Annotated in this window: 25 protein-coding genes and 1 tRNA gene; 8 read left to right on the top strand and 18 right to left on the bottom strand. The window is 72.5% G+C overall.

The features are described from left to right. Nucleotides 1–33: 33 nt before the first annotated feature. Nucleotides 34–321: a DUF1905 domain-containing protein gene (locus ASC64_RS14780; protein ID WP_056908280.1), complete on the bottom strand. Its 288-nt coding sequence runs from the start codon at nucleotides 319–321 to the stop codon at nucleotides 34–36. Between the two features lie 153 nt (nucleotides 322–474). Next, on the bottom strand, nucleotides 475–1,953 hold the full coding sequence (locus tag ASC64_RS14775; RefSeq protein ID WP_056908279.1) for a S8 family serine peptidase: 1,479 nt from the start codon (nucleotides 1,951–1,953) through the stop codon (nucleotides 475–477). Between the two features lie 108 nt (nucleotides 1,954–2,061). Here ASC64_RS14775 and ASC64_RS14770 point away from each other — a divergent pair, with 108 nt between their 5' ends. Further along, a complete protein-coding gene (locus ASC64_RS14770; RefSeq protein WP_056908278.1) occupies nucleotides 2,062–3,414 on the top strand; it encodes an ABC1 kinase family protein in 1,353 nt (450 codons plus the stop codon). Nucleotides 3,415–3,568: 154 nt separating this feature from the next. Continuing rightward, nucleotides 3,569–3,985, top strand: coding sequence for a nuclear transport factor 2 family protein (locus tag ASC64_RS14765; RefSeq protein ID WP_056908435.1), 417 nt, complete (start codon nucleotides 3,569–3,571; stop codon nucleotides 3,983–3,985). Between the two features lie 22 nt (nucleotides 3,986–4,007). On the opposite strand, the gene ASC64_RS14760 is transcribed toward ASC64_RS14765, so the two are convergent. Genes ASC64_RS14760 through ASC64_RS14750 form a run of 3 tightly spaced genes read right to left on the bottom strand, consistent with a single transcriptional unit; the run spans nucleotide 4,008 to nucleotide 7,949 of the window. Then, nucleotides 4,008–6,020, bottom strand: a complete 2,013-nt coding sequence (locus ASC64_RS14760; protein ID WP_056908277.1) for a vWA domain-containing protein — start codon at nucleotides 6,018–6,020, stop codon at nucleotides 4,008–4,010. Continuing rightward, on the bottom strand, nucleotides 6,017–6,544 hold the full coding sequence (locus tag ASC64_RS14755; protein WP_056908276.1) for a GNAT family N-acetyltransferase: 528 nt from the start codon (nucleotides 6,542–6,544) through the stop codon (nucleotides 6,017–6,019). Before ASC64_RS14755 ends, ASC64_RS14760 begins: the two co-directional genes overlap by 4 nt. Beyond that, a complete protein-coding gene (locus tag ASC64_RS14750; RefSeq protein ID WP_082550524.1) occupies nucleotides 6,537–7,949 on the bottom strand; it encodes a sigma 54-interacting transcriptional regulator in 1,413 nt (470 codons plus the stop codon). The genes ASC64_RS14755 and ASC64_RS14750 overlap by 8 nt, the downstream gene beginning before the upstream one ends. Nucleotides 7,950–8,107: 158 nt before the next feature. On the opposite strand from ASC64_RS14750, the gene ASC64_RS14745 reads away from it, so the two are divergent. Next, entirely contained in the window at nucleotides 8,108–8,548 is a 441-nt protein-coding gene (locus ASC64_RS14745) for a pyridoxamine 5'-phosphate oxidase family protein (RefSeq protein ID WP_056908275.1), read from the top strand. A 30-nt stretch (nucleotides 8,549–8,578) separates the two neighbouring features. Then, nucleotides 8,579–10,147 carry a GAF domain-containing sensor histidine kinase gene (locus ASC64_RS14740; protein WP_056908274.1) on the top strand — a complete coding sequence of 523 codons (1,569 nt, stop codon included), beginning with the start codon at nucleotides 8,579–8,581 and terminating at the stop codon, nucleotides 10,145–10,147. 57 nt (nucleotides 10,148–10,204) lie between these two features. On the opposite strand, the gene ASC64_RS14735 is transcribed toward ASC64_RS14740, so the two are convergent. Together ASC64_RS14735 and ASC64_RS14730 are read right to left on the bottom strand one after the other, a co-directional pair. After that, nucleotides 10,205–10,807: a hypothetical protein gene (locus ASC64_RS14735; RefSeq protein ID WP_082550523.1), complete on the bottom strand. Its 603-nt coding sequence runs from the start codon at nucleotides 10,805–10,807 to the stop codon at nucleotides 10,205–10,207. Between the two features lie 150 nt (nucleotides 10,808–10,957). After that, complete coding sequence (locus tag ASC64_RS14730) at nucleotides 10,958–11,605, bottom strand: response regulator (protein ID WP_056908272.1); 648 nt, start codon at nucleotides 11,603–11,605, stop codon at nucleotides 10,958–10,960. 164 nt (nucleotides 11,606–11,769) lie between these two features. On the opposite strand from ASC64_RS14730, the gene ASC64_RS14725 reads away from it, so the two are divergent. Continuing rightward, on the top strand, nucleotides 11,770–12,153 hold the full coding sequence (locus ASC64_RS14725; RefSeq protein ID WP_056908271.1) for a VOC family protein: 384 nt from the start codon (nucleotides 11,770–11,772) through the stop codon (nucleotides 12,151–12,153). 1 nt (nucleotide 12,154) lies between these two features. Here the strand turns inward: ASC64_RS14725 and ASC64_RS14720 are convergent, their stop codons facing one another. Beyond that, nucleotides 12,155–12,691 carry a DinB family protein gene (locus ASC64_RS14720; protein WP_056908270.1) on the bottom strand — a complete coding sequence of 179 codons (537 nt, stop codon included), beginning with the start codon at nucleotides 12,689–12,691 and terminating at the stop codon, nucleotides 12,155–12,157. A 63-nt stretch (nucleotides 12,692–12,754) separates the two neighbouring features. Then, entirely contained in the window at nucleotides 12,755–13,354 is a 600-nt protein-coding gene (locus ASC64_RS14715) for a hypothetical protein (protein WP_283100241.1), read from the bottom strand. 118 nt (nucleotides 13,355–13,472) lie between these two features. On the opposite strand from ASC64_RS14715, the gene ASC64_RS14710 reads away from it, so the two are divergent. Then, a complete protein-coding gene (locus ASC64_RS14710; RefSeq protein ID WP_056908269.1) occupies nucleotides 13,473–13,823 on the top strand; it encodes a YchJ family protein in 351 nt (116 codons plus the stop codon). Here the strand turns inward: ASC64_RS14710 and ASC64_RS14705 are convergent. From ASC64_RS14705 to ASC64_RS14685, 5 genes are read right to left on the bottom strand one after another with little or no spacing between them, the layout of a single operon-like run. Further along, nucleotides 13,816–14,445, bottom strand: coding sequence for a YigZ family protein (locus ASC64_RS14705; protein ID WP_056908268.1), 630 nt, complete (start codon nucleotides 14,443–14,445; stop codon nucleotides 13,816–13,818). The two genes, ASC64_RS14710 and ASC64_RS14705, sit on opposite strands and share 8 nt — an antisense overlap. After that, entirely contained in the window at nucleotides 14,442–15,485 is a 1,044-nt protein-coding gene (locus ASC64_RS14700) for a YihY/virulence factor BrkB family protein (RefSeq protein WP_082550496.1), read from the bottom strand. The genes ASC64_RS14705 and ASC64_RS14700 overlap by 4 nt, the downstream gene beginning before the upstream one ends. Before the next feature lie 36 nt (nucleotides 15,486–15,521). Beyond that, complete coding sequence (locus ASC64_RS14695; protein WP_056908266.1) at nucleotides 15,522–16,301, bottom strand: TSUP family transporter; 780 nt, start codon at nucleotides 16,299–16,301, stop codon at nucleotides 15,522–15,524. A 1-nt stretch (nucleotide 16,302) separates the two neighbouring features. Continuing rightward, nucleotides 16,303–16,743: a hypothetical protein gene (locus ASC64_RS14690; RefSeq protein WP_056908265.1), complete on the bottom strand. Its 441-nt coding sequence runs from the start codon at nucleotides 16,741–16,743 to the stop codon at nucleotides 16,303–16,305. Then, a complete protein-coding gene (locus tag ASC64_RS14685; RefSeq protein WP_056908264.1) occupies nucleotides 16,740–18,134 on the bottom strand; it encodes a cystathionine beta-synthase in 1,395 nt (464 codons plus the stop codon). Before ASC64_RS14685 ends, ASC64_RS14690 begins: the two co-directional genes overlap by 4 nt. 40 nt (nucleotides 18,135–18,174) lie before the next feature. On the opposite strand from ASC64_RS14685, the gene ASC64_RS14680 reads away from it, so the two are divergent. Next, the gene (locus tag ASC64_RS14680; RefSeq protein ID WP_056908263.1) at nucleotides 18,175–19,230 is read left to right on the top strand and encodes an SGNH/GDSL hydrolase family protein; all 1,056 of its coding nucleotides are present in this window, start codon (nucleotides 18,175–18,177) and stop codon (nucleotides 19,228–19,230) included. Nucleotides 19,231–19,419: 189 nt separating this feature from the next. Here the strand turns inward: ASC64_RS14680 and ASC64_RS14675 are convergent, their stop codons facing one another. Continuing rightward, nucleotides 19,420–20,301 (bottom strand): Bax inhibitor-1/YccA family protein, encoded by an 882-nt coding sequence (locus ASC64_RS14675; RefSeq protein WP_056908262.1) that lies wholly within the window; start codon nucleotides 20,299–20,301, stop codon nucleotides 19,420–19,422. Between the two features lie 358 nt (nucleotides 20,302–20,659). Here ASC64_RS14675 and ASC64_RS14670 point away from each other — a divergent pair, with 358 nt between their 5' ends. Further along, entirely contained in the window at nucleotides 20,660–22,609 is a 1,950-nt protein-coding gene (locus ASC64_RS14670) for an elongation factor G (RefSeq protein WP_056908261.1), read from the top strand. Between the two features lie 28 nt (nucleotides 22,610–22,637). On the opposite strand, the gene ASC64_RS14665 is transcribed toward ASC64_RS14670, so the two are convergent. The 3 genes from ASC64_RS14665 to ASC64_RS14655 form a co-directional block, all read right to left on the bottom strand. After that, nucleotides 22,638–22,711, bottom strand: a tRNA-Leu gene (locus ASC64_RS14665). 11 nt (nucleotides 22,712–22,722) lie between these two features. Further along, nucleotides 22,723–23,547, bottom strand: coding sequence for a uracil-DNA glycosylase (locus ASC64_RS14660; RefSeq protein WP_056908260.1), 825 nt, complete (start codon nucleotides 23,545–23,547; stop codon nucleotides 22,723–22,725). Beyond that, nucleotides 23,544–24,473, bottom strand: a complete 930-nt coding sequence (locus ASC64_RS14655; RefSeq protein WP_056908259.1) for a Ppx/GppA phosphatase family protein — start codon at nucleotides 24,471–24,473, stop codon at nucleotides 23,544–23,546. Before ASC64_RS14655 ends, ASC64_RS14660 begins: the two co-directional genes overlap by 4 nt. Between the last annotated feature and the right edge of the window lie 3 nt (nucleotides 24,474–24,476).

Genomic DNA, 24,476 nt, shown 5'->3' with positions numbered 1-24,476 from the left:
GCTGCTTTTGCCGAAACGTTGCCCTGCCGTGGATCAGTCCCGTCCGACCTGCAGCCGTACGGGCACGACCTCGCCGAGCTCGAGCTGCTCGGCGCGGCGCACGGCGTCCTTGACCGGGAGGAACCAGGTGTCCTCGCGCGGGAACATCGAGGTAGTGAACTCGGTGTCGCCGATCCACGCCCGCACGGGAACGACGCCCCAGTAGACGACGTCGGCCTTCACCTCGTCGACCAGGTCGGCCTCGTCGGGCGGCAGCGGCACGAAGTGGTAGGGCGAGGGACCCCGCCACTCGACCAGCTCACCGCTGAACTCGATCTCCATGCCTCCAGCGTGGCAGAGGTTCCGGACGTTCGACCCCCGGAAGCGGAGCGAGCAGAGAGGGCGGACGGGGGTCCCTGTTCCCCGTCCGCCCTCGTCACCGCGCCCCTGTGTGCACGGTGCTCCCCCTCGCGAGGGGGTCTGTGTCGGTGCCGGCTATCCCAGCGCCGCGACGGCGGCCACCACGTCGACGAGGCCGTAGCCCTTGTCGTACGACGTGGTCCCGAGGGGACCCGCCTGGTAGGGCGCGCCGTCGGTGAACTTGTGGGCCGAGACCTTCAGCGCCTGCTCGATCTCGGCGGGGGTCGCGGTCGGGTCGGCCTGGAACAGCTGCGCCACGATGCCCGCGACGTGCGGAGCGGCCATCGAGGTGCCGCTGATGGTGTTGAAGGTGCCGATGTCGAGCGGCCCCGGGCCGTTGCGGAAGTCGAGGCCCGTCGAGCAGATCACCAGGTAGGGCCGGCACGACGAGGTGATGTTCTCGCCGGGCGCCGAGACGTCCGGCCAGGTGGAGGCGTCGCCGGCGAGGCCGCGGGAGCTGAACTCGGACACGGTGCCGTCGCGGGTGCCGGTGTCCTGGTCGTTGTACGACGCCACGGACAGGATGCCGCCGGTCGGGTCCTGGCCGGGCGGGTTGGTGAGGCTCGCCGAGCCGTCGCCACCGTCGTTGCCGGCGGCCCAGACCGTCACCACGCCCTCGGCGGCGAGCGCGCGCTGGATCTTCACCGTCGCCGACTCGGGGTCGAAGGCGCCCCCGCCGGTCGGACCGTAGGAGTTGTTGGTGACCTTGATCGGCGGGCAGGTCGAGACCGGGACGCCGGCGCCGCAGGGGGCCGCGTGGTTCTCCAGCACCCAGTTGAGGGCCGAGTCGGCGCCGAGGATGACGATGCCCGCCCCGGTGGAGATCGACACGAGCTTGGCGCCCGGGGCGGCGCCCTGGACCTTGCCGCCGTCGCTCAGCGTGGTCGGGCGGCCGGCAACGATGCCGTTGACGTGGGTGCCGTGGCCGCCGACGGAGAGGGTGTCGGTGTCGACGGAGCTGGGCAGCCGCTGGACCGAGCAGGTCTCGGTGAGCGGCTCGCACAGCGCCTTGAGGTTGGCGGCGACGGCCGAGGAGCCGTCGGCCTCCGTGAGGTAGGGGTGGGTGGGGTCGACGCCGGAGTCGATGACCGCCACACTGACGCCCTTGCCGGTGAGCGGGGTGCCGTCGGCACCGGTGATCGTCGCGGCCGCCTCGGCCCCGCGGGTGGCGATGTTCGAGGTCTCCTGAAGGAAGTCGATCGGCTGCGCGCCACCCTCGACGTACGTCACCCCGGGCTGGGTGCGGACCGCCTCGATCTGGCTCTTCGTCGCGTTGGCGACGACCACGCCGATCTTGCGGAACTCGCCCTGGGTGGCCATCCCGGTCGCGGCGACCGCCTGGCGGGCGGCGGTGATCGAGGTGCCGTGCACCATCACGGACGTCCTCCCGGCGAGACCAGCCAGCTGGTCGGCGAGGAAGTCGGAGACGTTGGCCCGCTCGGTCGGGGCCTGATCGGCCGCGGAGGCACCGCCTCCCGTGGTCAGGATTGCCGTCGCGGCGAGGAGGGTCGCCGAGACGGCGAGCAGGGGCTTGAGGGGCAGCTGGGGACTCACGTGGATCCTCCCGAGGTGGGGATGTCGTCACCCCGCTCAACGAGCCGGCGTGCGCCAGGTCACGCGGCGATGTGACAACCGCATTGCCTTGGCAGGGACAATGGCGCCATGACCGAGTTGCCCCGCAAGGCCGCCGCCCGCACGGCACGACTCGCGGCGCTCCCCCTCGGCTACGCCGGACGGCAGGCGATGGGGCTCGGCAAGCGCCTCGGCGGCCGGTCCGCGGAGTCCGTGCTGACGGAGGTGCAGCAGCGCACCGCCGAGCAGCTGTTCCGCACCCTCGGCGAGCTGAAGGGCGGCGCGATGAAGTTCGGCCAGGTCCTCAGCGTGCTCGAGGCGGCACTGCCCGAGGAGGTCAGTGCGCCCTACCGCGAGCACCTCACCGCCCTCCAGGACTCCGCTCCCCCGATGCCCACCGCCACGGTGCGCGAGCAGCTGACCCGGCACCTCGGGGCCGACTGGCCCGAGCGGCTGGTCTGGCTCGACGGCGCTCCGACGGCCGCCGCGTCCATCGGGCAGGTGCACCGCGGGCGTTGGGTCGACCACGCCTCCGACGAGCCGACCGAGCGCGACGTCGCCGTCAAGGTGCAGTACCCCGGCGCCGGTGAGGCGCTGATGTCCGACCTGCTCCAGATCTCCCGCGTCGCGCGTGGGGTGGCGCCGGTGTTCCCGGGCCTGGACATCAAGCCCCTCGTGGCCGAGCTGCAGGCGCGCGCGGCCGACGAGCTCGACTACACGCTCGAGGCGGAGGCCCAGGCGGCGTACGCCGAGGCGTTCGCGGACCACCCCGACATCGTCGTACCCGCTGTGGTGGCCGTCGGCGGTGAGGTGCTGGTGACCGAGTGGATGGAGTCGCCCCACTCGCTGGCGCACGTCATCCGCGAGGGGACGCAGGAGGAGCGCGACCACTACGGCGAGATCTTCGTGCGGTTCCTCTTCGAGGGCCCGAACCGCACCGGCATGCTGCACGCCGACCCGCACCCGGGCAACTTCCGCGTCCTGCCCGCCCCGGACGGCGGCCTGGGCCGCCTCGGCGTCCTCGACTTCGGCGCCGTGGCGCGGCTCGAGGAGGGCGGCATGCCCGTCGCGACCGGGCGGCTGATGCGGATCGCCCTGGACAACGACGAGGAGTCGCTCGTCGCCGGGCTCCGCGCCGAGGGCTTCATCAAGGACCGGATCGAGGTCGACCCGCACCAGGTGATGGAGTACCTCGCGCCGTTCATCGAGCCGGCCGCCCAGGAGCGCTTCACCTTCACCCGCGAGTGGATGCGCGAGCAGTTCGAGCGCGTCAACGACCCCCGCTCGGAGGCCTTCACCCTCGCGATGAAGCTCAACCTGCCGACGTCGTACCTCCTGATCCACCGCACGTGGATCGGGGCCATCGGCCTGCTGAGCCAGCTCAACGCCACCGCGCCGTTCCGGGAGATCCTCGAGGAGTCGCTCCCGGGCTTCGCGGACTGACCGCGACCGCGGCACCGCCCCCGGGTAGTCCAGTGACGAACGGCTGTGGCGCTGGGGTAGTCCAGCGACGAACGGCTGCCGGACGGCGTGACCCACGACCATTTGCCACTGGAGTACACCGGCACCGAGGAGCCCGGGTGGCACGATGACGTCCATGGACGCCGCCACCCCCTCCGCCGAAGCCCTGGCCCGCTGGCACGCCGTCGTCGAGAGCCGCGACCCGGCCGGGCTGCCGGCGCTGATCGCCGAGGACGCGGTCTTCCGCAGTCCCGCGGTGCACACGCCGCAGGTCGGGCGCGACACCGTCGTCGGCTACCTCACCGCCGCGTTCACCGTCCTCGGACCGCACCTGACGTACGAGCGCGAGTGGCTCGGCGAGGACTCCGCCGTGCTGCAGTTCCGCACCGAGGTCGGCGGCCTCGACGTCTCCGGCATCGACATGATCACGTGGGACGCCGACGGCCGGATCGTCGACTTCACGGTCATGGTGCGTCCGAAGAAGGCCCTCGACGCCGTCATCGAGCACATGGGTGCCGAGCTGCTGCGGATGCTCGAGGCGGCGGGCAGCTAGCCGCGCGGGCGCTGCTCCACGCTCACACCCAGAAGCCGCGGCCGCCGTACCAGTCGCCGAACTGCTCGCGGTACGACGACCCCGGGCCGCGTGAGCCGAGGTAGGACCCCACCACCGCTGCCCCGAGGTCGTCGAGCTCGGGGCTCACCATCCGCCCGTCGACCCGCCGGGCCATCGAGTCGATGAAGCGGGCCAGGCCGGGGTCGTCGCCGAGCCGGAAGAAGGTGACCTGGGCCCCCAGGCGCGCGGCCGCGTCGAGCTCGCGCACGGAGTGGGCGATCGTCAGCGGGTGGGGCGGGTAGGAGAACCACACCTCGCCGTCGGCCTCGAGGTGGGCGGTCGGCTCGCCGTCGGTGACGACCAGCAGCACCGGCTGCGCGTTGGGGTGCTTGCGGAAGAACCGGTTCGCGAGCAGCAGGCCGTGGTGCAGGTTGGTGCCCTTGGCCCACCGCGCGTCGAGAGCGGTGAGCTCCTCGATCTCCATGACCTGGGCATGCCGACCGAAGGCGATCAGCTGCAGGTCGTCGCCGCGGAACCGCGAGCGGATCAGCTGGTGCAGCGCGAGGGCGGTGCGCTTCATCGGCACCCACCGACCGTCCATCGCCATCGAGAACGACGTGTCGACCAGCAGCACCACAGCAGCCTGGGTGCGGGCCTCGGTCTCGACGACCTCGATGTCGTCGACCTGGATCCGCACCGGACGCGCGCCGCCGTCGCGCAGCACCGCGTTGCCGATCGTGCGGGGCACGTCCCACGGGTCGGTGTCGCCGAACTCCCACCGCCGCGTGGACCCGCTCGGCTCGCCCGCGAGGCCCGTCGTGCGGGTCTCGCGGGCGCCGGAGCGCCCGCTCATCCGGTCGGCCACGTCGCGCAGCAGCGCCTTGCCGAGCTGGCGCATCGCCTTGGGCGAGAGCCGCAGCTCGCCGTCGGACCCGCGCTTGAGGTAGCCGCTGTCGCGCAGCGCCCGCTCGAGCTCCTGCAGCGTCCTCGCCGCCACCGCCGCCTCGTCGCCGAGCTGCCGCGAGAGCGCATCGAGGTCGACATCGTCGAGCCGGGCGCCGTGGTGCGACTGCGCGAGCTGGTCGGCCAGCGCGTCGAGCTGGGCGAGGTCCTGCAGGGCGCCGGTGCCGTCGCCGAGCCCCAGGCCCTGGTCGCCGTCGAACGACTCCGAGCCCGACCAGTCCTCACCCGGTCGCAGTGCCTGCAGGTTCGCGTCCATCCGCGCCAGCTGCTCCATCAGCTGGGGGGAACCGAAGGCCTGCTGCGAGAGCTCCATCAGCTCCTGGCGCTGCTCCGGCGTCATCGAGCTCAGCATCCGCTGGGCCGCCGCGGCCCGCTGGGCCAGCGAGTCGAGCAGCTCGTCGATGTCCTGGGGGGCCTCGGGGAAGAAGTCGCCGTGCTTGTCCATGAACTCGGCGAAGTCCTGGTCCGTGTCCTCGCCGCGGGCGTGCTTCTCGAGCAGGTCGTTGAGGTCGGAGAGCATCTCGGAGACGGCCTCGCGGTCCTCGTCGGTCGCGCCCTCCATCGCCTGCTTCATGCCGGCGAAGCGCTGGTCGAGCAGCTCGCGGCCGAGCAGGTCCTTGATCTGCTCGTAGGCCTCGCGCGCCTCGCTGGACTGCCAGTCGTACGACGACAGCTCGCTCACCGCCGCGGCCGTGGACGACGGCAGGTTGTCGAGCGTCATCTCGCGCAGCGTGCGGTCGGCGTCGTCCATCGTGATGTCGCGGGCGAGCTGCCCGCGCTCGGCCAGCACCGCCTGGTCCAGCAGCTCGCGCACCTCGCGGAGCGTGCCGTCGAGGTCGTGGCGCTGGAGGATCTCGCGGCGCCGCTCGGCGACCCGGCGGGCCAGGTCGTCGAGCCCGGCCTGGTCGGCGCCCCCGCGCCGCAGGAACTCCCGCATCGCGTGCTCGGGGCTGTAGCCGGCCATCACGTCCTGGCCGATCTGGTCGAGCGCCTCGGCCAGGTCGACCGGCGGGGCGAGCGGGTCGCCGCCCTCGTAGCGGTGGAACCGCGAACGGTCCTTGGGTCGGGTCATCGGCGCAGCTCCTTGCGCAGCCAGACGTCGTCGGGCCACCGGCGGTCGCTCACGCGCTCGACCTCCTCGAAGCCGTGGGCGCGGTAGAACGCGAAGGCCTGGTCGTTGCCCTCGACCACCTCGAGCCACAGCTCCTCGCCCTCCACCATCGCCTCGACCTCGGCGAGCAGCCGGCGCCCGATGCCGAGTCCCTGGTGGTCGGGGTGGACGTAGAGCTTCCACATCACCTCGCGGTCGCCGGTGACGTGGGGGAAGTCGCGGTGCGAGGCGGAGAGCCGCCCGAAGCTGGTCATCGCGACGACGTGCCAGTCGCGCTCGGCGAGGAGCATCCGCACCCGCGGGAGGGTGTCGGCGAAGCGCTCGGGCGTCCACCACTGGTCGAGCATCAGCCGGGCGTACGCCGCATCGATGGGTCCGTAGGTCGGGGGTACGACGGCCTCGCCGAGGGCGCGCAGCGCCGGAATGTCGGCGGCGGTGCCGGGACGCAGGACGGTCTCGCCCGCTCGCTCGCGCAGCTCAGCCATAGACGGTCTCCCCGGCGTCGGCGTCCTTGCCGATCTTGCGGGCGAGGTAGAGCCCTTCCAGCGCGAGCTCGAGGGCGCCGGCCCGCTCACCGTCGTTGGTGGCGCCGAGCCGGTCGCACACCTGGTCGTAGAGGTCGGACTCGCCCAGCACCGGCAGACCGGCGAGGAAGTCGCGTGCGCCGACCCGGGCGCCGGTGGTGACCATCGCTCCCTCCTCGATCGCGTCGACGAGGAGCCGCAGGTCGATGCCCGCGAGGTGCGCCCGCACGGTCTCGGCGATCGAGGTGCGCAGCAGGTGGGTGAGGATCTCGGACTCGCGGCCCTCCTCGCCCGTCTCGAACTCGATCTTGCCGCCGAGGACGTCGACGGCGGTCTCGAGGTCGACGACGCGCGCGACCGCCACGTCCTCGCCCTGCGTGGTGGCGCGGTGCAGCGCCGCGGCGGCGATCGTCTCCGCCCCCGCGATCGCGAACCGGGCGCTCACGCCCGAGCGCTGGTCGACCGACTGCGACTCGCGCAGGTTGGCGGTGAAGCGGGCCAGCACCTCGAGGAGGTAGTCGGGCACCTCGGCGACCAGCTCGGCCTCCTGCGCGATGACGGCGATCTCCTCCTCGACCTCGCGCGGGTAGTGGGTGCGGATCTCGGCGCCGAAGCGGTCCTTGAGCGGGGTGATGATCCGGCCGCGGTTGGTGTAGTCCTCGGGGTTGGCGCTGGCCACCACGAGCACGTCGAGCGGCAGCCGCAGGACGTAGCCGCGGATCTGGATGTCGCGCTCCTCCATCACGTTGAGCATCGCGACCTGGATCCGCTCGGCGAGGTCCGGCAGCTCGTTGATCGCCACGATGCCGCGGTGGCTGCGCGGGATCAGGCCGAAGTGGATGGTCTCCGGGTCGCCGAGGTGGCGGCCCTCCGCGACCTTCATCGGGTCGACGTCGCCGATCAGGTCGGCGACCGAGGTGTCCGGCGTGGCCAGCTTCTCGGCGTACCGCTCGTCGCGGTGGCGCCACGAGATGCGCAGGTCGTCGCCGTAGGTCGCCGCGGCCTGGCGCGACGCGACCGTGATCGGCTCGTAGGGGTGCTCGCCCAGCTCGGAGCCGGAGATGACCGGGGTCCACTCGTCGAGCAGCCCGACCAGCGAGCGGAGCAGACGGGTCTTGCCCTGGCCCCGCTCGCCGAGCAGCACGATGTCGTGTCCGGCGAGGAGCGCGCGCTCGACCTGCGGGATCACGGTGTCGGCGAAGCCGTGCAGGCCGGGCCACGGGTCCTCGCCCCGGCCGAGCCGGTCGAGCAGGTTGTCGCGGATCTCCTCGCGGAGCGTCCTGAGCTGGTGGCCGCTCTCACGGAGCTGGCCGAGCGTGCTGGCGTCGGGGTGCTGGCTCGGGATCTGGGTCTCGCTCTGGGTCACGCCCTCCACGCTAGACCCGCCCGTCAACGTCGAGTGCGCTCGAAGTCCGGGGGCCGATCGTCGACTCCGGGTCCTGAGGACCACCGCGCGGGACCTTCGGCCCTGCCTCCTGGCCGTGGCGAGAGGGAGGCTGGGACTCGACGACGAAGGAGACTCCCATGCGCACCATGCTCGACCTCTCGCGTGAGGACTGCATCCGCCTGCTCGGCGCAGGCATCGCCGGCCGCGTGGCGGTCAGCACCCCGACGGGGCCGCACATCGTGCCGGTGAACTACGCGGTCGACGGGGAGTCGATCCTGGTCCGCACGACGGCCTACAGCCTGCTGGGGACCTACGGCCGCGATGCCCAGCTCTGCTTCGAGGTCGACCAGTTCGACTACGAGAACCAGCGCGGCTGGAGCGTCTCCGCCCGCGGCCGGGCCGCCTTCGTCGACGACCCCGAGGAGCTCGCCGAGATCGGCCGCCACTGGGAGCCGCGTCCGTGGGCCGAGGGCCAGCGCAACCTCGTCGTCCGCATCCCCTGGACGGAGCTCAGCGGCCGCCAGCTCGGCGGCGGGTGGGACCCGTGGGCGCACCTGCCCGTACGTCGTCTCGCCTGAACCCGGTCCGGTTGCGCCACAATCACCCGTGTGACGCACACACCGGACCTCGGCGCTGACGCCCGCTCCCTGCTGGAGGCCGTCACCGCGATCTCCAGCGACCTCGACCTCGACCTCGCCCTGACCCGGATCGTCGAGGCAGCGACCGCACTCACCGACGCCCGCTACGGCGCGATGGGCGTGCTCGGCCGCGACGGCGAGCTGGTCGAGTTCATCACGACCGGCATCGACGAGCGGACCCGCGCCGCGATCGGCGACCTCCCCCGCGGACGCGGCATCCTCGGCGTGATCATCGAGGACCCGTCGGGCCTCCGGCTGACGGACCTGTCCGCGCACCCGGCGTCGGTCGGGTTCCCCGCCAACCACCCGCCGATGACGACGTTCCTGGGCATGCCGGTCCGGATCCGGGGCACCGTCTTCGGCAACCTCTACCTGACCGAGAAGGCAGGCGGTGGGCCGTTCACGCAGGAGGACGAGCGCCTCGTGGAGGAGCTCGCACGCACCGCCGGCTACGTCATCAGCAACGCCCGGTCGTTCGCGCTGAGCGAGCGTCGGCGCCAGTGGCTCGAGGCCTCCGCCGACCTCTCCGAGCTGCTCCAGCCGCCGGTCGACCTGCCGACCGCCCTCCACCAGATCGTCTCCACCGCCCGTCAGGTCTCCGGTGCGCACGCGGTCGCCCTGTGGTCCTCGCTGGGCCCGGAGCACGACACGCTCAGCGTCGCGCCCGACGCCGACCCCGCGGAGGTCTCCCGGCTCCTCGGCGCGGCGCGGCAGAAGGCCGGAGTGGGACCGGGCAGCCCGGTCACCACGACCCGCGTCGACGACGTACCCATGGTCGTGGTGCCGCTGCGCTCGCACCTTGCGCCGGTCACCGCCCTCGTCGCGGTCACCCACCCCGACGCGGGGCTGCTCGACGTGCAGGACCGCGACCTCTTCGCGGGCTTCGGCGACCAGGTCGCGCTCTCCCTCGACCGCACCCAGGCACTGGCGGACCGGCAGGAGATGGCGCTGCTGTCCGACCGCGAGCGGATCGCCCGCGACCTCCACGACATCGTGATCCAGCGACTCTTCGCCACTGGGCTCCAGCTGCAGGGAGTGGCGGCCATGGCCGGGGACGGCGCGGTGACCGAGCGCCTCGACAAGTCGGTGGCCGAGCTCGACGACACCATCAAGGCCATCCGGGGCACGATCTTCGAGCTGCAGGACCGCCGAGGCGACTCACTGCGCTCGGCGATCCGCAAGCTCGTCAAGGAGTACGTCCCCGTGCTGGGCTTCACCCCCGTGGTGCGCACCTCCGGGCCCATCGACACGGTCGTGCCGCCCGCACTCGGCTCCCAGCTCCTCGCGGTGCTCCGCGAGGCGGTCTCCAACGTGGCCCGGCACGCGCTCGCCGACTCGGCGGAGGTCGACGTGGTGGTCGGGTCCGACCTGCTCGAGCTGCGTGTCGCCGACGACGGCGTAGGCCTCCCGACGGAGGTGTCGGAGAGCGGCCTGCGCAACGCGCGGCGCCGCGCCAACGACCTGGGCGGCACCCTCGAGGTGGCGCCGGTCGGGGAGCGCGGCACGGTGCTGGTCTGGCGGGTGCCGCTCCAGGGCTGAGCGGACACCAGAAGACCCGGCGCCGGGAGGGCGCCGGGTCTCGAGGGGGGCCTGGTGTCACCTCAGGACGGGGTAGTTCTCCACCACCTCCGTGCGGTTCCACCAGCGACCCAGCCCCCAGGTGGTGCCGGCCGCGCCCAGGGCGAGGACCGCCATCACGATGATGCCGACGAGGTGGTCGTCGACGACGGGGTTGTTCTCCAGCGGGAGCGATGCGGCGTACATGAAGGCGTACATGAGCGCGCCGGCCGCTGCGCCGATCCGCATCCCCACGCCGAGCAGGAGGGTCACGCCGATGCCGAGCAGGCCGAGCATGAACAGCCAGTCGACGATCGCGTGCCCGGCCAGGCCGGTGAAGAACCCGTGGAAGGGGTTGTCAGCAGGGACACCGAAGGAGAGGAAGCCCTCCGTGGGGCTGCCGCCGTTGATCCACGCAGCGGGGCCGAACCGGTCCAGGGTGCCTTCCTGGTCGTAACCGGTGTGGAAGCCGAGTGCGAAGGTCTTGTCGAGGAAGGCCCACAGGAAGGTGACTCCGTAGGCGATCCGCAGGGTGGCCAGGGCCCGGTGGAACCAGGGGCCGCGGTCGTTCTCTTCGTGGCTCACGCCGACCGGGGCTTCGAAGGCCTCGACCTCGTGGCGGTGGCGATGGATGACGCTCATCGTCATCCCCTCCTTCGGTGGTGTGTTTTCTGGGTCACCACCAGAGTCGCCGAGCGGGGCGCGCGGCATCAGGTCCTTCCGTCACCGACCGGGGGGACCAAGGTCCCGCAACATCCCAGAAGGTCCCGGGCCCCGCTCGCGGGGGTCGCCTCAGTGCTGGTCGCCGAGCAGCTTGGAGGCCAGCACGGCCGCCTGGGTGCGACGTTCCAGGCCGAGCTTGGCGAGGATGCTGGAGACGTAGTTCTTGACCGTCTTCTCGGCGAGGAACATCTGCTCGGCGATCTGCCGGTTGGTCAGGCCCTCGGCGATGTGCCCGAGCAGGATCCGCTCCTGGTCGGTGAGCGAGGCCAGCTCGTCGGGGGTGCTCGGACCGTTGCGGATCCGCTCCAGCACGGTGGCGGTCATCGCCGGGTCGATCAGCGACTTGCCCGCGGCCACGTGGCGGATCGCGCTCACCAGGTCGGAGCTGCGGATCTCCTTGAGGACGTAGCCCGCGGCGCCGGCCATGATCGCCGCGAACAGCGCCTCGTCGTCGTCGTACGACGTCAGGATGAGGGCGTTGATCGTCGGGTCGATCGCGCGCACGGTGCGGCAGACCTCGATGCCCGAGCCGTCGGGCAGCCGCGCGTCGAGCACGGCCACGTCCGGACGCAGCGCGGGGATCCGCGCCGCCGCCTCCGTGGCGGAGGCCGATTCACCCACCACCACGATGTCCTCCTGCTGCTCGAGCAGGAACTTGAGGCCCTCCCGCACGACGTCGTGGTCGTCGAGGAGGTAGATGCGGATCGGGTCTGCCATGGGCCCATTCCACCAGATCGGCCGGTGCGCACCGCGCTGCTGCCGCAAACCTCACGACATCTCCCCGGATTCTCCGGTCTGGAGCAGGTGCCGCGACGCGCCCGGCCGGCGCACACTGGGAGCGACCACGGGGGCAGCCAGACGGGGGCAGAGGGAGGCGCGCCATGGCGCTCACGCACCGCACGGTCGCGATGATGATGCCGGTCACCGACGTCGACCGGTCGCGCACGTTCTACTCCGAGTCCTTGGGGCTCGACTACACGGGGACCAACGACGAGGGCAGCGCGGTCTACGCGCTGGACGGCGGGTCCACCCTCGTCCTGCTCCCGCGACCCGACAGCACGCCGTCGGGGAGCACCGCGATGAGCTTCGAGGTGGACGACATCCACGCGGAGATCAGCGACCTCGAGGGCCGAGGGGTCGTCTTCGACGACTACGACCTGCCCGACCTCACGACCGTCGACCACGTGTGCGTGCTCGGCGCCGAGAAGGCGGCCTGGTTCAAGGACCCCGACGGCAACGTGCTCTGCCTGCACCAGGACACGTGACCTAGACGTCGGTCGCCCCGTCGATCGACTGCCGGATCAGGTCGGCGTGCCCGGCGTGGCGGGCGTACTCCTCGACCATGTGCACCAGCACCCACCGCAGCGTCGCGGTCTCCCCCTTCTCGGGCGGGCGGGGCCGCGCGACCGGGCGGCCGAGGTCGGGGTCGGCCGCCAGGGCGGCGTCGAGGCACGCGTCGGAGCGCCGGACGGCGGTGACGAGCAGGTCGTCGAGCTCGGCGCGGGTCTGCCCGGCAGCGCTGTGCCAGTCCCAGTCCTCGTCGTCGTCCCACGGCGCGGTGTCCCAGGGCGGCGCGGGATCGTGTCCGGCGAGGTTGTAGGAGAACCAGTAGTCCTCCACGAAGGCGAGGTGCTTCAGCATCCCGCCGAGCGTGAGGTCGCTGGGCGGGAGCGGCTGGTCGAGCTGCGCGTCGGTGAGGCCGGACGCCTGCAGGCGGATGGTGCCGCGGTAGTGGTCGAGGAAGGCGCGCAGCATCCCCACCTCGTCGTTGCTGAAGGACGGCTCGGGCCGCTCGATCGTCATGGCGGGGACGCTAGTGGTCGGCCCCGTGCCGAGCCACGCATTTCGTCGTCGGTCGGTGCTGCGTCAGAGGGACGGGCCCTCGCCGCGCAGCTTGTCGACCTCGGCCATGGCATCGCGCAGCTGGCCCAGCCACTCCTCGGCGTGCTCGCCGACGAGCCGGACCGACCAGGCCAGGGCGTCGGAGCGCGACCGGGCCACGCCGGCGTCGACCAGGGTGTCGAGCACCTGGCGCTCGGGCTGGCGCAGCCGGGTCATGACCGGTGCGGCCACGTGGGTGAAGAGCGCCTCGGTGTCGCCGAGCCGCACCCCCCACGAGACCTTGCGCTCGTAGCGGGCCTGCGCCTCCAGCGCGATCTCGATGCGCTCGGCCTTGGTGTCGGCACGGAACCGGCTGATCCGGCCCTCCGCCTCCGCGCCCTCGGCACCACCCGCCCGGTCGTCGCCGAGGGTGCCCAGCACCGTGATCTCCTCACGGTCGGTGCGCACCTCGATCTCGCTGAACCAGTCGTCGGGCAGGCGCCCGCGGAACCAGTCCGCGGCGTCGTCCGCGGAGGGCAGGTCGGCGACCTGCCAGCCACCGCGGCGGGCGCCGCGTTCGCCGCGTTCGCCGCGGCCCCGACCGCGTCGTCCGCGGCCTTCGTCGTTGTCGTCCCGGGTCATCATGGGTGTTCTCCTTCTTGCAGTGTTTACATGATTACATCCTTACAACCCATGTGCCAAGGAGGTTGTTCCCCTCCGACGGGACACGCGCACCGGAACGTCTCCGGATACCCTCGCCGGCATGCCGACGTCGTCCTGTCCGTGCGGGTCCGGAGCGACGTACGACGCCTGCTGCGGACCGCTCCTGGCCAACCGGGAGCAGGCGGTCACGCCCGAGCAGCTCATGCGATCGCGCTACACCGCCTACGTCGTGGGCGACGCCGACCACCTCTTCCGCACCTGGCACCCGCGCACGCGACCCGAGGACACCACCCCCGACCGGAGCACCCGGTGGACCGGTCTGCAGGTCCTCGCGACCGAGGGCGACACCGTCGAGTTCGTCGCGTCGTGGGACGGCGGCCGGATGCACGAGGTCAGCCGCTTCGAGCAGCGTGCCGGCCGGTGGTTCTACGTCGACGGCGACCTCAGCTGAGGCCGTCGACCCAGCGCTCCCCCACCGCGACCGGCCGCTCGCGCCCGGCGGTGGCCGCCGCCACCACCTCGGCGACGCGCTCGAGCTCCGCGGGCGGCGCGGCGAGCAGCAGCCGCACCCGGGCGTCGTACGCCACCTCGAGGACGCTCACCCCACGCGCGCGCAGCTCCCCCTCCACCCGCCCGGCGTCCGCGTGGTCGAGGTCGAGCGCGAGCTCGGTGACCAGCGAGCGGCGCACCGTGCCGGCCTCGGCGAGCGCGGCGCGCACGGCGTCGCCGTAAGCGCGGACCAGGCCGCCCGCACCGAGCAGGGTGCCGCCGAACCAACGCGTCACCACCGCCGCCACGTCGCTGACGCCGGCACCCCGCAGCACGTCGAGCATCGGTGCACCGGCCGTGCCCGCGGGCTCGCCGTCGTCGGACGAGCGCTGCACGTCCCCGCGAGGTCCGAGCACGAACGCCGAGCAGTGGTGGCGTGCGTCGGCGTGCTCGCGCCTCAGCGCGGCGACCAGGGCGCGTGCCTCGTCCTCGTCGGCGACCCGGCGCAGCGTGCACAGGAAGCGGGACCCACGGTCCTCCACCTCGGCGTCGGCAGGACCGGCGACGGTGAGGTAGGACGTCACGCCCGGTCGTCCTCGACGGGCCGCTCCTGCTCCGCGTCGACGTGCCCACCCTGGTGCCGGAGCTCGGCCGGTCCCGGCTCCCAGACCACGTGCACCTTCTCGAAGCCCTTGTGGCGCTGCATGCGCGCGTAGGCGGCGTAGGCCCGGCGGTCGGCGTCGGTGAGCTCGACGTTGTCGGTGAAGGGCGTCAGCAGGGCGCGCGGCCACAGCCGGCGCGCGTTGACGACGTTGATCTCCATGGCCAGCACCGCCATCACGGCACCGATCCAGAGGAAGCCGATCAGTCCGAGGACGAGGCCGAAGGTCTTGGTCATCGAGCTCGTGTCGACCAGCACGTTGTCGACGTAGGCCGCTCCGGCCAGCTGCAGCAGCTGCCACATCACCGCGAGCGTGTAGCCGCCCGGCGCCGCCCGCCGGAACGAGTGCTGGTCGGTCGCGGCGAAGCGGAAGAGGAACGTGAGGAAGGTGCCCACCACGGCGATGGTCAGCAGAGGCAGGAGGTACTGGATGCCGGAGCCGAGCACCTCGGTGAACACGTCGGTGGTGCTCGCCACGGTGGAGACGATCGAGACCGCGAGCAGGGAGAAGCCGGCGGTGACCAGCAGGACGAGGGTCTTGACGCGCGCGTAGATCGGGTTGGGCCGGCTGTTGCGCGGCACGGACCAGGCGACGTGCTGGGTGTTCTGCAACGCCTGCCCGAGGCCCATCGCGCCGTAGAGCGCCGCGATCGCACCGATGGCGACACCGGCCACCGATCCCTGCAGGCCCTCCGGACGGCCGAGCTCGTCGCCGATGATCGGGAACTGCGAGAGCGCGGAGTTGAGGATCTGCTCCTGCCACTGGGGCTCGCCGCGCAGGATCAGGCCGAGGATCGACGTGCCGAGAAGCATCAGCGGGAAGATCGCGATGAAGGCGTAGTAGGTCAGTGCCGAGGCGAGGTAGGGGCCCTGGTCGTCGAAGTACTTGTAGACCACCGCGAGCGGGAAGCCGAGCACGGGATGACGGCGCTGGAACCCGTCGACTGCCGAGACCGCTCGCACGGGGTGGAGGCTACCGGCCTGACCCCACGAGCCCCGTCACCACCAGCCGAGCAGCCCGCCACCGAGCCGGACGACGAACCCGGTCACGACGACCAGGAAGAAGGCGCGGACGAACCGGGCACCCCGTGCCATCGCCAGCCGCGCCCCGAGGTAGCCCCCCGTGATGTTGGCCGCCGCCATCGGCAGCGCGAGCTGCCAGATCACCGCGCCCTGGGGCACGAAGACGATGAGCGCGGCGAGGTTGGTGGCCCAGTTGGCGAGCTTGGCCTTGGCCGAGGCCTCGAGGAAGTTGTAGCCCAGCAGGCCGACGAGGGCGAAGACGAGGAACGACCCGGTCCCCGGGCCGATCGCACCGTCGTAGAAGCCGATGGTGAGACCGGTGAGAACCACCGCGGTGAGGTGCCCGCCGCCCTGGAAGCGCAGGCTGGTCAGCTCACCGACACTCGGCTTGAACCAGACGTAGCCACCGACCAGCACCAGCACCGCCAGGATGATCGGGTCGAACGCGCTGCGCGGCAGCAGCGAGGCGACCAGCGCACCCCCGGCCGAACCCACGAACGCCGCGAGCATCAACGGCAGGAAGGTGCGCGGGTCGGGCCGGATGCGCCTGACGTAGGTCGCCGCGCTGATCGACGTGCCGCAGAACGAGGCGAGCTTGTTGGTCGCCGCGATCTGCACCACCGACGCACCGGGGAGGCCGATCAGCAGCGCAGGCAGCTGCACCAGTCCCCCGCCGCCGACGACGGCGTCGACGAAGCCCGCGACCAGGGCCGCGAGGAGCAGGAAGCCGGTGACCTCGAGGGACAGGTCGCCCACGTCAGGAGGAGCTGGTGTCTCGGCGGAGCTCCTGGACGACCACGGCGTCGTAGTCCTTCGGCATCACGGCGCTCAGGCCCGGGCACTCGAACGCCATCGACTGGTCGGTCTGCATCTTCGCGGCCGAGCAGCTCACCGTGGCGACCGCGTCACCGTCCTGCGAGAAGACCATCTGGAAGATCGGCGCGCGCGTCTCGTCGGCCTTGTTCGTGATGGTCCCCTCCACCTGCGGGGTGGTCACCGTCTCGGCGTTGACCGAGCGCTCGACCCCCTCGAGCGTCCAGCCGTCGTCGACGGCGAAGCCGTTCCACGTGAAGGCCTTGCCGACCTCCACCTCGACGGGCTCGGTGCTGGTGTTGACGTCGTCGCCACCGCACGCGGACAGCGAGCCGAGGCAGGCGAGCGCCGCGAGCGCGCCGGCCAGGCGCGTACGACGGGTCACGAGGCGGCCACGAAGGCGAGCAGGTCCTGGCGGGTCAGCACGCCGATCGGCTTGCCGTCCTCGTGCACCAGCACCGCGTCGGCCTTCTCGAGCAGGGTCACCGCGTCGGTCGCCGGCTCGGTGGAGCCGATGGTCGGCAGCGCCCCGGACATGTGGTCCTCGACCCGGTCGGTCAGCTTGGCGTGCCCGGTGAACAGCGCGTCGAGCAGGGTGCGCTCCGACACCGACCCTGCGACCTCGGCGGCCACGATCGGCGGCTCGGCGCGGACGACGGGCATCTGGCTGACGCCGTACTCCTGGAGGATGTGCACGGCCTCGGCGATGGTCTCGGCGGGGTGGGTGTGCACCAGGTCGGGCAGCTGGCCGGACTTGCCGCGCAGCACCTCGCCGACGGTGCGGTGGTCGTCCTGCGCGCCGGTCGCGAAGCCGTACTGGCCGAGCCAGTCGTCGTTGAAGACCTTGGTGAGGTAGCCGCGCCCCGAGTCGGGCAGCAGCACCACGACCACCGCGTCGGTGCGGCCCTCGGCGACGAGCTCGTGGGCGAGCTGGCGCGCGGCGAAGGCCGCCATGCCGGCGGAGCCTCCGACCAGCATCGCCTCCTCGCGGGCGAGGCGGCGGGTGAAGGCGAAGGAGTCGGCGTCGGAGACCTCGATGACGCGGTCGGCGACGGTGCGGTCGTAGGTCTCGGGCCAGAAGTCCTCGCCGACGCCCTCGACGAGGTAGGGGCGCCCGGTGCCGCCGGAGTAGACCGAGCCGGCCGGGTCGGCGCCGATGACCTGGATGTCGGGGTTCTGCTCCTTGAGGTAGCGGCCGACGCCGCTGATGGTGCCGCCCGTGCCCATCCCCGTGACGAAGTGGGTGATCTTCCCGTCCGTCTGCTCCCAGATCTCCGGGCCGGTGGTCTCGTAGTGGGAGCGCGGGTTGTGGGGGTTGGAGTACTGGTCGGGCTTCCAGGCGCCGGGCTCCTTGGAGAGCCGGTCGCTGACGTTGTAGTAGGAGTCCGGGTGCTCCGGCGCGACGGCGGTCGGGCAGACCACGACCTCGGCGCCGTAGGCCTTGAGCACGTTGCGCTTGTCCTCGCTGACCTTGTCGGGGCACACGAAGATGCACGTGTAGCCCTTCTGCTGGGCCACCATCGCCAGCCCGACGCCGGTGTTGCCCGAGGTCGGCTCCACGATCGTGCCGCCGGGCTGGAGGGCGCCGGAGGCCTCCGCGGCCTCGATCATCCGGCTGGCGATGCGGTCCTTCACCGAGCCACCGGGGTTGAGGTACTCGACCTTGGCGAGCACCAGAGGGCCGTCGGCCTCGCTGCTCGGCAGGTCGAGGGTCCGGCCCAGCCGGACGAGCGGAGTGTTGCCGATGAGGTCGAGGAGGGAGTTCACGTACTGCACCCGGTCAATCTACCGACCTACTGGTCCGTAGCATGAAGTCGTGGGCGCAACTGGAGCAGCACGCAAGCTGGCATCGGCCGCGGCGCTGGGCGGCGGCGGTCTCTCCGTGCTCGGCGCCGGGCTCTACGGCGTGCTGGTGGCGGAGGCGAAGTTCGCCCGACGGATGATCGGCAACGCCACCGACACCCCGCCCGACGCCACCGGGTGGTACGGCCGCGGGCGTCCCGCGCCAGCCATCCGGATCGCGCTCCTGGGCGACTCGAGCGCAGCCGGCTACGGCGTGCAGCGCGTCGAGGAGACGACCGGCGCGCAGCTGGCCACCGGCGTCGCCGCCCAGGCCGACCGCCGCGTGCACCTCCGGTCCTTCGCCGTCGTGGGCGCGCAGTCGAGCGCACTGGCCGAGCAGGCCGACGCCGCGATCGGCACGCACCCCGACCTCGCCGTCGTGCTGATCGGGGCCAACGACGTCACCCACTCCGTGCTGCCGTCCGCGTCGGTGCGCCACCTCGCCGAGGGCGTACGCCGCCTGCGCGAGGCCGGCATCGCGGTGCTGGTCGGCACCTGCCCCGACCTCGGCACCATCCGCCCGATCCCGCCGCCGCTCAAGCAGGTGGCACGCGAGTGGTCGCGCCGGCTCGCGGCCGCGCAGACCATCACGGTCGTGGAGAACGGCGGCCGTTCGGTGTCGCTCGGCGACATCCTCGGCCCCGAGTTCGACGCCGCGCCCGCCGTGCTCTTCGGTCCCGACCGCTTCCACCCGTCGGCCGACGGCTACCAGCAGCTGGCCTCGGTGCTCATCCCGTCGTGCCTGGCCGCCCTGGACCTGCTGCCCGACGACGAGTCGTTGCCCGAGCCGTTGCGCCGCGAGGGCATCCTCCCGGTCGCGGCAGCGGCGGTCCGTGCCGCGCGTACGCCCGGCACCGAGGTCGACGGCACCGAGGTCGGCGGCACCCAACGCGGCCTGCGCGGGCGCTGGGTGGAGCTGCGCCACCGCCGCCGGCGTCCCTCCACCGACGCGGAGTCGCCGGAGAGCGAGGAGCACGAGGAGCCCGAGGGGACTGCGTCGGCGGACGAGGCCACCGACACCACCGGCTGACCACTCCCGCTCGCACATGCCGCCGGCCCGTCCGCCGGGGGTAGTCAGGGACGTTCTGGTAGGCGATCGGGGCCTCCGAACGCCCAGAACGTCCCTCACTACCCGGGGCGGAGGCGGCGGGCAGCCCTCCGAAATGCCGCCGGCCCGCCCGAGCGGACTCGGGCGGGCCGGTGGGGTGGAGCCGGACGATCAGTCGCCACGCAGGATGGCGAGGATGCGCAGCAGGTTGGTGTAGATCCAGACCAGGCTGACGGTCAGGCCGAAGGCGGCCCGCCACGACTCACGGTCCGGGAGGCCGGCCGCGACGCCCTGCTCGACGAAGTCGAAGTCGAGGATCAGCATGAGGACACCGAGCACGAGGCCGGCGAGGGCGAAGACGAAGCCGAGGCCGCCCATGCCGTAGAGGCCGGTGTTGATGCCGAAGAAGCTCAGCACCAGCGACAGCAGGCCCAGGCCCACCATGCCGAACATGGCCGCCACGACACCGCGGCGGAACTTGTCGCCCACCTTGATGTTGAGGAACTTGTAGGCGGCCAGGGTGCCGGCGAGGGCACCGAACGTGCCGATGACGGCACTCATCACGACGCCGTCGAACTGCACCTCGAAGAGCTTGCTGACGGCACCGAGGGCGACACCCTCGAGGGCGGCGAAGGCCAGCACGAGGGCCGGGCTGATCACGCGCTTGAACGAGTTGACCATCGACAGCAGGAAGGCACCGCCGGCGCCGAGCAGGGCGCCGGTCGAGGCGCGGGTCATGGCGTCGGAGTCGACGACCGTCCGGCCGAAGGCGTCGGTCGTGCCGACGTCGCCGATCCACCACCAGGTGACGATGGCGGTCGCGAAGATCACCGCGACCGAGATGGCCGTCTTCTGCACGACCGAGTCGATCGTCATCCGCCCCTGGTCGACCTGGCCGGGCGTGCCGGTGCCCCAGGTGGAGGGGTCGGTGCTGGTGTCGCCGTAGCCGGGGTAGGCGGAGCCCCCGCCGGCGTAGGTCTGGTTGCCGTAGGCGTTCGTCGAGGCGCGGTTGAACTCCTCGGAACGGGCGAAAACGGGGTTGTTGCTCTTCATGGTCTCTCCTTGGAGGCCTCCCCCGGAGCATCCGGAGGTCCCGACGCCGTCGCGGTGACGGCGCCTGTCACGTCACACCACTCTAGCCGGGGTGACATCTCTTCAAACGTGCGCGGCCTGGTCACTGTTCCCCTCACAGCAACTTCTCAGGAAGTCGGCGGACAGGGTTCCCCGACGGGCGGAGCTTCGAGGTGCTGGTGCGGCCGGAGGCCGGTTAACCCGTTGCGACCCGTCGCGGCGCTGCCTACCGTGACGAGTGCCGGAGAGGCCGGCCACCGCGCACGCGACGTCCCAGGAGGTATCGAGATGCGAGCTGCACACGCTCCCGTCCGCATCCACCTCCTCGAAGGGACCTCGCGTGTCGCCACGCCCATCCTCGCGCTCGCTCAACCTGGGCATCCTCGCCCACGTCGACGCCGGTAAGACCACTCTCACCGAGCGCCTGCTCCACCTCGCCGGAGTCATCGACGAGCCCGGCTCCGTCGACGCCGGCACCACCCGCACCGACAGCCTCGCGCTCGAGCGCAGGCGCGGGATCACCATCAAGGCCGCGGTCGTCGGCTTCCCGCTCGGCGACGCCGTCGTCAACGTCATCGACACTCCGGGTCACCCGGACTTCATCGCCGAGGTCGAGCGCGTCCTCGGCGTGCTCGACGGCGCCGTCCTCGTCCTCTCCGCCGTCGAGGGCGTGCAGCCGCAGACCCGCATCCTCATGCGCGCGCTGCAGCGGCTGCGCGTGCCGACGCTGCTGTTCGTCAACAAGATCGACCGCGTCGGAGCGGACGTCGACGCGGTCCTCGACGCGATCCGCAGCCGGCTGACGCCTGACGTGCTGCCGATGGGTGCGGCGTCGGGGCTCGGTTCGCGGACCGCGACGTTCGCGGCCTACTCCCCCGACGACCGCGCGTTCCGCGAGCGCGAGACCGTGGCGCTGGCCGAGCACGACGACGTGCTGCTGGCGGCGTACGTCGAGGGGCGGGACCGCACCCCCGAGCAGCTCCGGGCGCTGGCCGCCGCGCAGACCCGGGCGGCGGAGCTGCACCCCGTCCTCGCCGGGTCGGCCGTCACCGGCGCCGGGGTGCCCGACCTGATGGAGGCCATCGCCACGTTCCTGCCGGGCACGGAGTCCGACACCGGCGGTCCGGCCTCGGGGCGGGTGTTCAAGGTCGAACGGGGCGGGGCGGGCGAGAAGGTCGCCTACGTCCGGATGTTCTCGGGGACCCTGGCCCCGCGGCAGCGCCTCGACCTGCCGGACGGCCGGTCCGGCAAGGTCGCGGGCATCGAGGTCTTCGGTGACGGGCAGTGGGTGCGCGCCGACGCGGCAGGTGCCGGCCAGGTCGCGCGGCTCCTCGGGATCGCCGCGGTCCGCGTCGGCGACGGGTTCGGCGACTCGGTCCGCGCGGAGGCACATCACTTCCCGCCCCCGACGCTCGAGGCGTCGCTGGAGGCGTGCGACCCCGGGCAGGGATCGGCACTCCGCGTCGCCCTGGCCCAGCTCGCCGACCAGGACCCCCTGATCGCGGCGCGCACCGGCACGGACGGTCGGCCCACCGTGTCGCTCTACGGCCGGGTCCAGCAGGAGGTCATCGCCTCGACGCTGGCCGACGAGCACGGGATCGAGGTCGAGTTCTCCGAGGCGAGCGTGCTGCACGTCGAGCGGCTGCGCCGGGTCGGCGAGGCGGTGGAGCGGTTCAACACGCCCAGCAACCCCTGGGCCGCCACCCTCGGCTTCCGGTTGTCGCCCGCCGAGCCCGGTTCCGGGGTCGTCCTCGACATCGACGTGCCGATGCGCGACCTCCCGCTCTTCCTCTTCAAGACCGTCGAGCACTTCTCCGGCGTGCTGCGGGACCACGTCGCCCGCGCACTCGCGTGCGGCCTCTCAGGCTGGGAGGTCACCGACTGCCGGGTCGCGCTGGTCGAGGCGGGCTACCGCTCGGGCGACGGTCCGCCCTCGCAGCGCGGCACCCTCCCGACGGCGCTGGACTACCGCAGCCTCGCCCCCGTCGTCGTACGCCAGGCGCTGGCCCGCGCCACGACCCAGGTCTGCGAACCGGTGCTGCACGTCGGGCTCGAGGTGCCCACCTCCGACGCGCCGCAGCTGCTCCGCCTGCTCGGCCGGTGGGGCTCGGAGGTGACCGGCCAGACCGCGAACGCCGACCTCACCCGGCTGGAGGCGCGGCTCCTGGCAGCGCGGTTGCACGACCTCCAGCACCAGCTGCCCGACCTCACCGGAGGCGAGGGCGTGCTGGAAGCGAGGTTCGACGGCTACCAGGCGGTGCGGGGAGAGGCGCCGACGCGGCACGGGTGAGGCGCGCGCGCCCCCGCCCGGACGTGAGTGCCCCGGCTGGGGTTCGAACCCAGACTTGACCGCTTTTAAGGCGGCTTCCTCTACCGGTTGGGATACCGGGGCGTGGCGTGGGCTCAGTCTGTCAGCGCCCGTGCTCGCTGGAAGACGGCGTCCGTCATCTCCCTGGTCAGCCGACCCGTGTAGGTGTTGTGCGGCGAGGGGTGGAAGCAGCCGACCAGCGTGACGCCACCGAGCTCGAGCTCGATGGCGTGCCCGAACTTCGGCTTGCGGACCGGGGCCGTCGCACCGGCCGCGACGAGCGAGCGGATCGCGCCGTCCCACCCGAACGCCCCCAGCGCGACGACCACCCGGACGGTGGGCAGCAGCGCCAGCTCGGCCGCGATCCACGGCGCGCAGGTGTCGCGCTCGGCGGGGGTCGGCTTGTTCTCCGGCGGCGCGCAGCGGACCGTGGCGATCATCCGCGCGTCGACCAGCCGCTGGCCGTCGCCGGAGTGCGTGCTCGTCTCCTGCACCGCCCAGCCGGTGCGGTGCAGGCTGGCGAAGAGCCAGTCCGCGCTCGGGTCGCCGGTGAAGATCCGCCCGGTCCGGTTGCCCCCGTTGGCCGCGGGCGCGAGCCCGACGATCAGCAGCGACGGCTCCGGGTCGCCCCAACCGGGGATCGGCCGGCCCCAGTAGGGCTGGTCGGCGAACGACGCGCGCTTCTCCACCGCGACACCCTCACGCCACGCCACCAGGCGCGGGCAGGCCGAGCAGACGCTGACCCGCGCGTCGAGCTCGGCGAGGTCGCCCGCCTGCGCGAGACGTCGTACGTCGTCGGCATCGCGGGCGACCGGGGTGTCGGGCGCCGCGGGATCGTCGGGCCACCCGGTGCCGGGCGCGACGGGGCTGCTGAACCGCCCGCCCACGAGCGGGTGCGGCAGGTCCTGGGGCGCGGTCATCGCGCGATGGCCGCGGCGATGCCGTGCAGGATGTCGGCCTCGGAGACGACGTGCTCGGGCACCGGGACCCGCGCCAGGATCCGGCTCCAGATCAGGGCGCCGGCATCGATCACGTCGGCACGGCCGGGGTGCATGTAGGGCAGTGCGCGGCGCTCCTCGACGCGCATCGCCACGAGGCGGTCCACGAACGAGGAGGTGTCGGCGTTGGAGAGCACCGCGCCGTCGAAGGCCGCGCGGTCGTAGGTGTCGAGGCCGAGCACGCCGCAGGCCAGCGTCTTGATGGTGCCGGAGGTGCCGATGGCGCTGCGGGTCCGCTCGAGGGGTACGCCGGAGGTGTCGAGGTGCTGCTCGATGTCGGCGAGGCAGGCGGCGAGCTCGTCGGCGGCGGGCGGGTCGCTGTGCAGGTGCCGCTCGTGCAGGCGGACCGACCCGATGTCCATCGACACCGCCCAGCGCTCGGCGCCCTCCCCGAGCACCAGCTCCGTCGACCCTCCGCCGATGTCGACCACCAGCACCGGGTCGGCGGGAGCCGGGTCCTGGGCCGCGATCGCGCCGGCGTAGACCAGGGCGGCCTCCTCGTCGCCGGACAGCACCTCCGGCTCGACGGCGAGGCGTCGTCGTACGCCCTCGGCGAAGACCGCGGCGTTGCTCGAGTCGCGCGTGGCCGACGTGGCGCAGAAGCGCAGCCGCTCGGGCGGCACGCCGTGGTCACGGATCATCCCCGCGAGCTCGTCGATCGCGGCGAAGGTGCGCTCCAGCGCCTCCTCGGCGAGCACCCCGGTCTCGTCGACGCCCTGCCCCAGGCGGACGACGCGCGAGTCGCGGACGTGCACGTCGAGGGTGCCGTCGGGCCGCACGGCACCGATGAGCAGCTTGATCGAGTTGGTCCCGCAGTCGATGGCCGCCACGGTGCTGGAGTCGGTCATGGG

Source organism: Nocardioides sp. Root122 (assembly GCF_001425025.1).
In the GTDB taxonomy this organism is placed as follows: domain Bacteria; phylum Actinomycetota; class Actinomycetes; order Propionibacteriales; family Nocardioidaceae; genus Nocardioides.
This window is presented reverse-complemented; position numbering and strand designations above follow the sequence as displayed.